Here is an 11,807-nt window from a genome sequence, read left to right as displayed (position 1 = left end):
TTCACTCCTTTTCCCCGTTATGTTCTCCAAATTTCTTTCCCCTGCCGCCGGAATCCGGGTGGCCCTGCTGGGCTTTTCGGCCCTGGCCCTGCTGAGCTGCGACCCTGAGGAAACCCAGCCCGAGCCCGTGCAGCTCACCAACAACGTCTTCATCGTGAATGAGGGCAACTTCAACACGCCCAACGGTGCGGTGAGTATCTTCAACACGGCCTCGAAAAAGGTAACCGACGTGGACGCCTTCAAAACGGCCAACGCCCGCCCCCTCGGCGACAACGTGCAGTCGATGGCCGTAGTGGATACGGTGGGCTACGTGGTAGTGACGCAGAGCAACAAGATTGAGGTGGTGCGCCTGCCGGAGCTGAAAAGCGCGAAGCGGGCCGTCAAAACCATCAGCGGCCTGAAGAAGCCCCGCTACTTTGCCGCCCTTTCCAACCAGAAAGCCTACGTGACGGAGTGGGTCGATTACGGCGTGAATGGCCGCCTGTCGGTTATCGACCTGACGACGAACACCGTTACCAAGAGCATTGCGCTGCGGGGCGAGGCACCCGAGCAGCTGGTAATAGCCGGCGGCAAGGTGTTCGTGGCCAACAGCGGCAGCAACACCGTTTCGGTGATTAACACCGCCACCGATACCGAGGAAACGCTGCTCACGGTGGGCGACGCGCCCAACAGCCTGACCGTCGACCAGAACGGCCGGGTGTGGGTGCTCTGCGGCGGTTTTGCCGGCTATACCCCCAACTACGAAATCGACCCGGCTACTTCTACCAAAGGCACGCTCTACAGCTTCTTGCCCGCCTCGCCCACCACGGTGCAGCGCCTGGAGTTTGCCTCGACGGTCGGCTTTCCCGGCCACCTGCAGATTGACGGCAGCAAAAGCCAGCTGTATTTCATCTACAGCAAAGGCGTGTACCGTATGAGCATCAACGACAAGGCCCTGCCCACCACGCCCCTGATCCGGCGCAGCTTCTACGGCCTGGGCATCGACCCTAAGGACAACACCGTGTACGGCTCGGTGGCGCCCTACACCACGGCGGGGCGCTTTATCCGCTTCCAGTCCACCGGGGCGGCCATCGACTCGTTTACGGTCGGGATGTTCCCCAACGGCTTTATTTTTTACTAACCTGAGTGTCTTTCTGAGCTAGCAAAAAGCCCTTCTGCGTATCCGGCAGAAGGGCTTTTTGTTGCTGAAGCAGCTGGGGCGGCTAGTCCTCGATGCCGTCGTTGTTGCGGTCTTTGGCGTCGCCGGCGCGGTCGTAGAGGTCTTTGCCGGTCGTGACTTTGGCCGTGTCGCCGGCCGAGCCGTTGGTGTCGGAGGTGCTCATCTGGCCGGGGTCGGGGTCTTTGGTTTTATCGGCACCCCGCTCGACGTTGGTGTCGCCGCTGTCGGTGCCGGTATTGCAGGCCGTGAGGGATGCCGCAGCCAGCAGCAAAGCCAGGGCCAGGGGTCGGAGCAGAAAGGTTTTCATGGGTTGGAAGTGAAAAGTACAGAGCTGAGGCTATTCCTACGGCTGGCCGCCGCCGTGGTTCTTACGTATGCCCGGCAGGTGGCCCGCTACGGCCTCTAATATAGAAGTCTGGCTAGCTGAAAGAAACCCGCCGCCCGCCAAAAAGCGCCGGCCGGCGGGAGCCGCTCTGGGCTGGCAGCGCCGAAACTGCTGAACCAGTATCTTTGTTGCTCAGTTGTACCTATGAATCGTTTCGCTCCCGCCTCGCTGTTTACTCCTGCCCTGCTGCGCCGAGCCGGGGTATTGGCCGGCGTAAGTTTTTTCCTGGCACTGCTGCTCGTCATCTACGTTTTTGGTTTCTCCAATCATTTCTTTGGTCGATTATTCAGCGCTTTTTTCGTAATATTCTGGCTCTTAGCTGTTACGTTTCTGGCCATTGTGCCGTTTGTAAACTGGGCAGCTACTCGTTGGTTTGGTAAGGAATGGTCGGCCGAGCCCGCAGAACCTGTGCGGCGCGCCCGTCCCGTTTCGGCTACGGTTGCAGCAAATAATCGGAAACCCACGCGGCCTGTTCCGCGGCAGAACACTCCAAAACACCCGTGAAAACGACCCTTCTCCACATTAAGAACATGGTGTGCCCCCGGTGCATCGACGCGGTGCGGCACCTTCTCGAACAGGCGGGCTACCGCCCTACCCAGGTCACGCTGGGCCAGGCGCAGCTCGACCATACCACGCCCGCCGACCCGGCCGTGCTGGCCCCGCTTCTGCACGAGGCCGGCTTCGAAGTGCTCATGGGCCGGGCCGACCAGCTCACCGAGCAAATCAAAGGAGCCCTGGGCGAGTACCTGGAACACCTGCGTACCGCCCGCATGCCCCTGACCACCTCGGCCTTCCTGACCGAGCGGTTTGCGGCCACCTACTCGCACCTGAGCAAGGTGTTTTCGCGCACGGCCAACCTCACGATTGAGAAATACCTGATCCGCCTGAAAATTGAGCGGGTGAAGGAAATGCTGAGCTACGGCGAAATGACGCTGAGCGAAATTGCCGACCAGATGCGCTACAGCAGCGGCCAGCACCTGAGCAACCAGTTCCGCCAGGTCACGGGCCGCTCGGTCAGTGAGTTCCGGCGCGACCTGATGCCCAAGCGCCTTTCCCTGGACCAGCTGGCGTAAGCTCGGCGGCGCGCGGGCACGTTTTTGCCCGCACAACGGCCCATTCCGTATAACGAACTTTACTCCTTGGGGTATTGGAAGCAACTGGTCTTCCAATACCCCAAGTGCTTTTTTACAGGGTTTACGGCCCAGACGTTTTCATCTGCCGTTGCTTTTCTGTTCTACGGTCAGTTTCAGACACCATACAAGTCATAGACACTTACTCGCTGCCTTCATCATTGCGGGCCAAGTCGCCGGTGTTATGTTGAATGAGCACTATTCCGTCGATGGTGACCGGAATAGTGGCTGGTGCGCCCAGCAGGTTGGTTCCGGCCTGAAACGTATTGGCCTCTACTTGTACATCGGCTTCGTACCAGCAGTCGAAAAAGTTAACAAACCCATTAAAAGTATTGCCCAGCAGCCGGACCGGAAAACCTGGCTTATTGTGCCCACCAGCCTGGAAGTCCAAGGATTGCTCGAACAGGCAGCTTTCAATGACTAAGCCCTGTAAAAAGTATACAAATGTGAACTGGCAGCGCACAAAGTGGGAATTCAGCAACCTGACAGGGCATTCGAAGCTTATGCTGATGGCGGTCAGCTCATCAATCCAGCAATGGTCGATTGTAACCGGATAGCCAGTATCGTTTTCCTCCAGCAGTAGCAGCCCCACGATATAATACCCATGCAACGGTTTTCCGACCCGGAGTAGCTCGCGAGCTTCATAGCCGGAAATTTTTGGCAACATATCGGGTGAACTCATGCGCACAAGCTGGAAGTAGGTGGGAAAGATACTACAACCCATCAAGCCGTACCTTTGCGGCACCATTGCCGCTAGTTTGCGGTTGTTGCTGCCGTGCCTACATCGTCTCCCCGCATCCTGCTCATTACCCCGCCGCTTACCCAGCTGAATACGCCGTATCCGGCCACGCCCTACATCAAGGGGTTCCTGACCGGGCGCGGCTACCACGTCGCGCAGGCCGACCTGGGCCTGGAGCTGGTGCTGCGGCTGTTTTCGCAAAGCGGATTGCGGCGGGTATTTGCCGCCATTGAGGCCGGCGGGTTCGAGCTGAGCGACAATGCCCGGCGCATGGTGCGGCTGCAGCGCAGCTACCTGGCCACCATTGGGCCGGTTATCCGGTTTTTGCAGAACAAGGACAACACCCTGGCCCCGCGCATCTGCCACAGCCGGTTTTTGCCCGAGGCGGCCCGCTTCGACAACATTGCCGACCTGGAAGCCGCTTTCGGCACCCTGGGCCTCACCGACCAGGCCCGGCACCTGGCTACGCTTTACCTGGAAGACCTCGGCGACCTGATCAAGGAAACCGTGGGGCCGCAGTTTGGCTTCTCGCGCTACGCCGAGCGGCTGGGCATGTCGGCCACCTCGTTCGACGCCATGCACGAGGCCCTGCAAACCCCACCCAACCTGCTCGACCAGATGCTGCTGGAGCTGCTCGACGAGCTGGTGGCCCGCACCGCGCCCGACGTGGTGGGCTTCTCGGTGCCCTTTCCCGGCAACCTCTACGGGGCCCTGCGCCTGGCCGGCCGGGTAAAAGAGCTGCGGCCCCAGGCCAAAACCCTGATGGGCGGCGGCTACCCCAACACCGAGTTGCGCCAGATCCGGGAGCCGCGCTTTTTCGACTACATCGACTTCCTGACCCTCGACGACGGTGAAGGACCCTGGCTGCGCCTGCTGGAATACTTGCGCGGCACCCTCACGACGGCCGATTTGCAGCGCACCTTCCTGCGCAACGCGGCCGGTGTGGTCGAATACATCAACCATCCGCACCCCGACGTGCCGCACACCGAGGTGGGCACGCCCGACTACAGCGACCTGCCGCTGAGCGAGTACCTGTCGGTGATTGAGGTGCTGAACCCCATGCACCGGCTCTGGAGCGACGGGCGCTGGAACAAGCTCACCATTGCCCACGGCTGCTACTGGAAGCGCTGCTCGTTCTGCGACGTGACGCTCGACTACATTTCGCGCTACGAAACGGCCCCGGCCACCTTGCTCGTCGACCGGATTGAGCAGATTGTGGCCCAGACCGGGCAGACCGGCTTTCACTTCGTGGACGAAGCCGCCCCGCCCCTGGCCCTGCGCGACCTGGCCGTGGAGCTGCTCAAGCGGCAGGTGAAGATTACTTGGTGGGGCAACATCCGCTTCGAGAAAACCTTTTCGCCCGATTTGTGCCGGCTGCTGGCCGCCTCGGGCTGCATTGCCGTGAGCGGCGGGCTGGAAGTAGCTTCCGACCGGCTGCTGGCTTTGATGGAAAAGGGCGTCACCATTGCCCAGGTGGCCCGCGTGACGGACGGCTTCACCCAGGCCGGCATCATGGTGCACGCCTACCTGATGTACGGCTTCCCGACCCAGACCACCCAGGAAACCGTGGACGCGCTGGAAGTGGTGCGCCAGCTCTTCGGGGCGGGCATCGTGCAGAGCGGCTACTGGCACCGCTTCGCCATGACGGCCCACTCGCCCGTGGGAAAAAACCCGGCCAAGTACCAGGTGGTGCCCATCGGCCCCGAGCCCGGCGACTTCGCCTGGAACGACCTGTGGCACGACGACCCCACCGGCACCAACCACGAAAAGTTCGGCCCCGGCCTGGCCAAAGCCCTTTACAACTACATGCACGGCGTGGCGCTGGAAGAGCCCCTGAGCTTCTGGTTCGACTTCAAAACGCCGCATGCAAAAGTGCCGCGCCACCTGATCCAGCAGGCGTTGCAGGACCCTGGCAAGCCGGATTTCGTTAAGCAGAACCAGCGCCTGTTCTGGCTGGGCAACGTGCCCGAGCTAGGCTACACCGAGCACAAGAAGGGCCAGCGGGCCGTGCTGACGTTCTACGAGCAGGCCGAAGATTTCGAAGTGAAAACCCAGGCGCCCATCGGGGCCTGGCTGCACCAGTTGCTCACCACCCTCAGCACCGATTACGACACGAAAGTGCTGCTGAAAGAAGCCGCCGCCACCTTCCCGGCCAGCGCGGCCGGCCTAAGCTTCGAAGCCTTCCTGGCCTCGCCGGCCTGGCAGCAGCTGCGCGAGAAGGGCCTGCTGATTCTCTAAGAGCACCGCTCCAATTAGTTACCGGGCCGCCCGAAGCCGCGCCCTCCCCGACCAAAACCCTGGAAAAGAGCCCCTAAGCCTTCAAATAGCTATGGGATGCCTCTTCGGTCGTTGTGGTCGGCGCTTCGGTCGGTATGGCTGGAACTTCGGGCGTTGTGCTTACCTCTTCGGATGCTGTGTACGAGGCTTCGGGTGCTGTGCCTGCGGCTTCGGGCGCTGTGCGCGGCGCTTCGGGTGGGGTAGCTGGAGCTTCGGGCCGGGTGGCGGCTGGTTATCAGCTTAGCGGGCGGCGCGCTGGCGCAGCCACGGCAGCAGGGTTTCGGCGAAGCCGGGGGCGGGCTGGGGCCAGGTCCATTTACCATCCGGGCTCAGGCGGCCGGGTACGAGGAAGTCGGCGGTGGCCTGGGGAATGACGCGCACCTGCGAGCCGCCGCGCGCGCCCACGGCCGCGCGCAGCCGCCGGGCACTGTCGCGGGCGTTCAGGCTGGTGTCGTTGGCCGCGTACAAGGCCAGGGTCGGAATGCGGAGCTTGCTCAGCTGCTGAAACGGCTGGGCCTCGGCGGCGGCGGTAGCCTCCACGTTTTCCAATACCATAAAGCCGGGAGCGGGCGTCATCAGTCCCACGGTTTCTACCACCCGCACGGCATTGGGGCCGCGCAGCCACAGCCCCACCCGGGCCGAGTCGACGGCGGCGTGGCGGCGCAGGGCCTGGAACGTCGCGGCCACGTTGCGCAGCTCGGTGGAGTCGCCCTCGGGCACGGTACCGACGGGCACCACCACGGCCAGAAAGCCCTGGCGGGCCAGCAAATCGGCGCGGGCCGCCGCCGTAGCCGCCGACGCGGCATCGGCCACCAAGGCTACCGCCGGATGCCGGCTCAGCGTATCAGTGGGTATCAGCAGCAGCAGGCGCCGGGCTCGGCCGTTGGCTTGCAGCGCGAGGGGCTTTTGCTGGTAGGCCCGCGGGGCCGCCTGCCCGCGCCGCACCCACACAAACTCCGCTTTTATACTATCGAGCGTGAAGACGCCGCGCAGAAAGTCGCCCTCCCGGATGGCATGCACAGCAATCTTGCTGGCCGTGCCGGGCTGTTCCAGCATCAGCTGGGGCTCCTGGTAGCGCACATTGGCGGCGGCAAAGCTCAGGCCGCCCAGCGCCGGAAAGTGGAGGTCGGCGGCCAGCTTACCCGGTGCTTCCTCCCGCAGGTCCAGCGCCACCCGCACCTCGGTGCCCTGGTAGCTGATGGGCCCCTCGTAGTGGCCGACGGGCAGCGGCAGCGTCGTGGTCTGGGTGCCTTCGGAAGAGCAGCCGCTCAGCAGACCTGCCGCCAACCCGCAGAGCAGCCAGGAGTGGCGCGGGAAAAGGCGAAAGGCAACGAGCGGGGATATTCTCACGAGAGGCGAAGGAAGTGCTGAGCCACAAAGGTAATGCCCGCCGCGAATGTGGGACGCCTACAGCCCTTTGCGCAAAATAAGGTCGGTTTGCACATCCTGCCCCACCCGGAACGCATGCTGCCCGACTTCGCGGAAGCCGAAGCGGCGGTAGAAGGCAATGGCAGGCTCATTTCGCTCCCACACGCCCAGCACCACCGTGCGGCAGTTGTGCTGGCGTGCTTCCTCGATGGCGCGGCGCATCAGGGCGGCGCCCAGGCCGGTGCCAATCCAGTCCTGCTGCACGTAGAGGCGCTCTATTTCCAACCGCCCGTCCGCCGGCTTGCCGTCTTCCAGGCCCAGCGTCGAGCCCAGGCGCAGCTTGGCGTAGCCCACGGGCTGCTGCTGCATGTAAGCCAGCAGAAACGTGGTGTGCGGGTCGTTCAGCTCGGCCAGCTGCTTTTCCTGGCCGAAGGTGGCGGCCAGAAACTCGGCCATGTCCTCGGGCTTGTTGTCGGCGGCGAAGGTATCGTGGAAGGTCTGGCGGCCCAGCTCGGCCAGTTGGGCAGCAACGGCCGGCGTGCGTTTGGCAACGGAAATGCGAAGCGGAGAAGACATATAAATGCAGAAGCGGAAAAGCGGCGCGGCTAGTCGATAACGTCGTTTTGCCGGTTGTTGCGGCGCAGGCGCCACCCCATGCGCAGCATAAACAACGCCCCGACCAGAAACACCAGCGTCAGGCCGGCCCGGGCGGTGGTCAGCTCGCCGGTTTGCCAGGCCCGGTACAAATCGGGGGTGCGCAGGGCCAGCGCCACCAGCAGCAGCACGCCGGCCACCATGTAGAGGGTGCTGGTAGTAGAGTGGCGGCCGGAAGGAGGATATGCCATGACGAAGCGGGTTGGGAGGTCAAACTTAATACGAAATTCCGACGGCCCGGCCCACGAAAGCGTCGGTCGAGAGCTGCTGGAGCATAAACTGCGCGACATCAGCCCGGGCAACCCGGCCTTTGATCTTGGCATTAGCGAAGCTGAGGGCAATTTTGTAGCCGCCCGTGGCCTTGCCATTGGTCAGGCCGGCGGGCCGCACGATGGTCCACTCCAGCCCGCTGTGCTGCACCAGGGCTTCCTGTCGCTCTTTGTCGGCCATAATGTGCTTCAGAAACAGCGGGGCAATGATTTTGCCGAACAGAAACCCCGACTCGTTCTTGCTGCTGCCCACCCCCAACGACGACTCACAAATCAGCCGCCGCACCCCGTGGCGCTGCATGCTCTCGATGATGTTCTGGGTGCCGTCGGACAGCGTGGTGTCGCCCGACTGGTTTTTCTTCACGCCCAGCGCCAGCAGCACGGCATCGTGGCCCGGCACGGCCTTTTCCAGGGTGTCGGGCCGGAGTACGTCGCCCTGCACCACCCGCAGATTGGGATGCTTAAGGGGCAGCTTGGCCGGGTCGCGCACAAAGGCCGTGACGCTGAACTGCTGGTCGAGGGCCTGCTGCACCAGTTGGCGGCCAGTAGCGCCGGAAGCACCAAAAACGAGTATTTTCATGGGTGGGAGAATAAAGTCGGAACGTCCGCACGGCCCTGGTGCCGCCGATTCCTTCCCTCATACGGATTGACTGTCATTGAGTCGTGCCCGCACGTGGGTTGTCCGCTTCCGCCCGGCCCCACCGCCCCTGGACCAAATTTTCTCAAGCAGAAATATATTCCGGGTGGATACCTAGTTTGCCGAATGCTGCTTACTTTTGCCAGTACCAACCCCCACGCGAGAGTAGCTCAGTTGGTAGAGCATCAGCTTCCCAAGCTGAGGGTCGCGAGTTCGAGCCTCGTTTCTCGCTCATTGTAAATCAGCCACTTAGACGTAAGTCTGGGTGGCTGATTTGCTTTTGGTTTAAACGTTGGTTTAAACAAGCATAACGCATGTGGTCACTTTATTTATTGTTTTTTTGGGCTAGCCCGAGATACTGCTTCTTGTCTTTTATCCTTTTCCTATGAACTGGTAAGCTAACCGGTCACGAATTGTGCAGTCATCACCCAACCATCGAAACAAACTATCAAATTAAGACCAACTACCACGGCGCTGACAGTCGGTCCACTACATCGCGCCGAGCTAGCACTTGGGCGCACCGTTCCCAGCGTTCAGCTTCCGGGTCTACGGTGCTTTGGTAGCGTAGCTCAAACACGTCTCGGGCACTTTGCCGCAGGTGCATGTACTCGTTCATGCGTTCGTCCAACTTCTCAATGTTTTCTATCCAGTCGTCTTCAATTGTGTCAGGAAGCCCCCCGAAAATATCGTAGCGGTTCCGCATTCGCTGCGATAGAACCCGGTACACCTGTTCATCCTGCGATCCATGGTAAACCAGATTTAGCATGTCCACAGTATTACGAGCTTGCCCAAAGCGCTTGATTCTACCTAGCCGCTGCTCCAGGCGCGATGGGTTCCAAGGCAAGTCCACGTTGATAAGTGTCCCTAGCGTTTGCAGGTTCAAGCCTTCGCAAGCGGCATCGGTAGCTACCACCAGTCGGATAGTACGCTCCTTTACTGCGCCCTTTATGTCTTCCCGCTCAACGGCTGCAAAGTCGCCGCCGCGGAAAATGCCGCTTTTGCCCGCCCCCGCATACACGCCAATCGGCTCATTCGGCAGCAGTTTGGCCAGTTCCGAGCCGATGTAGGTGGCAGTGTCGTAGTATTGGCTGAAGACGATGCAACCGTGCTCTAGCCAGGTCTTGCCGTCTGTTCGATGCGAAGTCAGGAAATAGCGCACCGCATTCAGCTTTGGGTCACGGGCTTCGGGCCGGCTCAATTCATTCACTATCGTGTGTAAATGCTGTGCTTCGGCCGGCGTAAGTGTTCCAAGAGTGGCTTCGGTTGCCGGGCTATCGGGGTCGTCTTCCTCCCCTACCTGCTCTCGTTGTAGCATCCGTTCGGCCGTCAGCCGGCCAGCCGCGAAGCTGGAGCAGATGCGCTGTAGCAGCAGGCTTTTAAGAAAGCCCGCTGCACTTGTTCGCTTTTGCAGTTCCTTAGTAAACTCCTCAGCTGCTTGATAGGCCAAATCAAACGGGTGGTTGGTCAGCAAGCCCAACCCATCAAAGCTCACACCCAGGTAGGCCGTCACGGGCGCATTCGGTTCGGGATGCACCACCACACCTACCCGCTGCAAAAGACCCGCTTCTTCCAGTGTTTGACGGCGGCGTAGCACGATGTGGCGCAGCAGCGGATTATGCTCGCGCAGAAAGCCAGGTAACAACGCATCCCCTAGCGCCTGTTGTGTCATGTACTCCAAAGAACCGTAGCCTGTGGCCGAAAAGAACTCCTTATCAGGCACATTCAGGTCCCACCGCAGTTGGGCAAACAATGAGTTTTCCCGGCCGGGTGGCAGAGGGGTGCGTATCCATTCCCAAGCATCGCGGCCAGTTGTTGGATTAACATCTCCTTTCACCACGGGCAGCGCCTCCTGCCAGTTGCCCCAGCGGCTCACCGGCGGGCGACCCAACACAAAGTCGGCTCCGTTATTCAGTATTTCGAGCAAGTCCCACAACTCACTAACTTCCGTTTGCATCGGCGTGGCAGTACCAAGCAGCAAGTGCCGGGTGCGCGGCCCAATCTGAAGCATAAACCGGAGCAGATTATTGGCCTGACTACCATCTGCCCCCATCCCGCCGCGCCGACGTGCCCGGTGGGCCTCATCGAGCACGACGGTTCCATACTTGCGGCGCAGCAAATATTCGCACTCAGCCGACTGGTGAAACAGCAGTCCCGTCGAGACAATTGCAATGCGAAACGGGCAGTTCGCCACGTCTTCTGCCCCACGGGTTTTGATGACATGCTCCTTCGGGTCCAGCCAGGCCTTCCGGCTTGACGACCATACTGCACTCGGAATGCCCAGCTTGTCGGTTAGCTCCACCTGCCATTGCCGCGTCAGCGTCGAAGGGCATAATATCAGCACCGGCCCGTCGTCCAGCAGTGCGGCCAGCATGGCGCTGGCTGCCAGCGACAGCGTTTTGCCCACGCCTACCTCATCGGCCAGCAGCAGCCGGGCCTTGCCATAGGTTTCCCGGTGCTCCAGAAACATCGTCACAAACGAACGCTGCCAAGGCTGTAATTGCTCGCCGCCCCGGTATATTGGACTTTCGGCCAGCGCCGCCGCAGGGAGGTCGCGTGCCTTTACCTGTTCAAAACGAATTTCTACCCGGTTAGCTACCCGATTTATTTCCTGAATAATGGCATCCGGCAGCGAGTATGCATTGGCCCACAAGGCTTCAAATTCTTCCTCTACCCATGCCACGGCTTCCGGCGATTCATCTTCCCACAGCAACTCGTAGTTGTGCGCAAACGCCCGCCGCGTTTCATTTGCCGAGCCTATGAAGCTGGTTTTGCTGCCATCAGCCCGCGTAATTACACCTGCTTTTCCATGTATGAATACCTGGTCTTGCGGTACCACCCTGATTTCTACATTGCCGTTGCTCAGCAGTTCGTACAGCCGACGGTAACGCTCACGGTGAAGCAGTGCTTCTATTTCTGACGGCACTTCGTTCCAGCGAGCTTGCAAGGCCGTTTCCCGCACATGCTTCGACACCACCACGTCGTCCGCGTCCAGCTCGCTGTTACACAGAATCTGCACCTGCCCAATATCAGCAATTTCTTCCCCTACCAGTTCAAATATCGACGAGCGGAAGTACCCCGCAATTCGTTTGTACGAAGTAGCCCCTCGCAGCCGCTCCCGCAAAAAAGCGTGGTCAAGCCGCTCGCGCCGCGATGAAAACCGTTGAAGCATAAAGTTGAGGTAGAGGGCCG

General features: G+C 60.9%; 11 protein-coding genes and 1 tRNA gene. 5 read left to right on the top strand and 7 right to left on the bottom strand.

The window, feature by feature from the left end; translation table 11 throughout:
* Nucleotides 1–19 precede the first annotated feature (19 nt).
* On the top strand, nucleotides 20–1,120 hold the full coding sequence (locus E5K00_RS16540) for a YncE family protein (RefSeq protein ID WP_135464417.1): 1,101 nt from the start codon (nucleotides 20–22) through the stop codon (nucleotides 1,118–1,120).
* 82 nt (nucleotides 1,121–1,202) lie between these two features.
* Here the strand turns inward: E5K00_RS16540 and E5K00_RS16535 are convergent, their stop codons facing one another.
* Nucleotides 1,203–1,466, bottom strand: coding sequence for a hypothetical protein (locus tag E5K00_RS16535; RefSeq protein WP_135464416.1), 264 nt, complete (start codon nucleotides 1,464–1,466; stop codon nucleotides 1,203–1,205).
* Nucleotides 1,467–1,688: 222 nt separating this feature from the next.
* Between E5K00_RS16535 and E5K00_RS16530 the strand changes: the two genes are divergently transcribed.
* Both E5K00_RS16530 and E5K00_RS16525 read left to right on the top strand, forming a co-directional pair.
* The gene (locus tag E5K00_RS16530) at nucleotides 1,689–2,048 is read left to right on the top strand and encodes a hypothetical protein (protein ID WP_135464415.1); all 360 of its coding nucleotides are present in this window, start codon (nucleotides 1,689–1,691) and stop codon (nucleotides 2,046–2,048) included.
* Nucleotides 2,045–2,617 (top strand): helix-turn-helix domain-containing protein, encoded by a 573-nt coding sequence (locus E5K00_RS16525; RefSeq protein WP_135464414.1) that lies wholly within the window; start codon nucleotides 2,045–2,047, stop codon nucleotides 2,615–2,617. Before E5K00_RS16530 ends, E5K00_RS16525 begins: the two co-directional genes overlap by 4 nt.
* A 199-nt stretch (nucleotides 2,618–2,816) precedes the next feature.
* Here E5K00_RS16525 and E5K00_RS16520 read toward each other — a convergent pair whose 3' ends face one another.
* Entirely contained in the window at nucleotides 2,817–3,356 is a 540-nt protein-coding gene (locus E5K00_RS16520; protein WP_135464413.1) for a hypothetical protein, read from the bottom strand.
* Between the two features lie 93 nt (nucleotides 3,357–3,449).
* Here E5K00_RS16520 and E5K00_RS16515 point away from each other — a divergent pair, with 93 nt between their 5' ends.
* Nucleotides 3,450–5,651, top strand: coding sequence for a B12-binding domain-containing radical SAM protein (locus E5K00_RS16515; RefSeq protein ID WP_167856927.1), 2,202 nt, complete (start codon nucleotides 3,450–3,452; stop codon nucleotides 5,649–5,651).
* Nucleotides 5,652–5,930: 279 nt separating this feature from the next.
* On the opposite strand, the gene E5K00_RS16510 is transcribed toward E5K00_RS16515, so the two are convergent.
* The 4 genes from E5K00_RS16510 to E5K00_RS16495 are packed head-to-tail and all read right to left on the bottom strand — an operon-like array spanning nucleotide 5,931 to nucleotide 8,561.
* Nucleotides 5,931–7,040: a dienelactone hydrolase family protein gene (locus tag E5K00_RS16510; protein WP_135464412.1), complete on the bottom strand. Its 1,110-nt coding sequence runs from the start codon at nucleotides 7,038–7,040 to the stop codon at nucleotides 5,931–5,933.
* A 57-nt stretch (nucleotides 7,041–7,097) separates the two neighbouring features.
* Entirely contained in the window at nucleotides 7,098–7,634 is a 537-nt protein-coding gene (locus E5K00_RS16505) for a GNAT family N-acetyltransferase (RefSeq protein WP_135464411.1), read from the bottom strand.
* A gap of 29 nt (nucleotides 7,635–7,663) precedes the next feature.
* On the bottom strand, nucleotides 7,664–7,903 hold the full coding sequence (locus E5K00_RS16500; protein ID WP_135464410.1) for a hypothetical protein: 240 nt from the start codon (nucleotides 7,901–7,903) through the stop codon (nucleotides 7,664–7,666).
* Between the two features lie 25 nt (nucleotides 7,904–7,928).
* Entirely contained in the window at nucleotides 7,929–8,561 is a 633-nt protein-coding gene (locus E5K00_RS16495; protein ID WP_135464409.1) for an NAD(P)-dependent oxidoreductase, read from the bottom strand.
* Nucleotides 8,562–8,777: 216 nt separating this feature from the next.
* On the opposite strand from E5K00_RS16495, the gene E5K00_RS16490 reads away from it, so the two are divergent.
* Nucleotides 8,778–8,850 (top strand) — tRNA-Gly (locus E5K00_RS16490).
* Nucleotides 8,851–9,081: 231 nt separating this feature from the next.
* On the opposite strand, the gene E5K00_RS16485 is transcribed toward E5K00_RS16490, so the two are convergent.
* The gene (locus E5K00_RS16485; protein WP_135464408.1) at nucleotides 9,082–11,787 is read right to left on the bottom strand and encodes a phospholipase D-like domain-containing anti-phage protein; all 2,706 of its coding nucleotides are present in this window, start codon (nucleotides 11,785–11,787) and stop codon (nucleotides 9,082–9,084) included.
* Nucleotides 11,788–11,807: the final 20 nt, after the last annotated feature.

Origin of the sequence: Hymenobacter aquaticus (assembly GCF_004765605.1) — a bacterium.
Lineage (GTDB): Bacteria > Bacteroidota > Bacteroidia > Cytophagales > Hymenobacteraceae > Hymenobacter > Hymenobacter aquaticus.
This window is presented reverse-complemented; position numbering and strand designations above follow the sequence as displayed.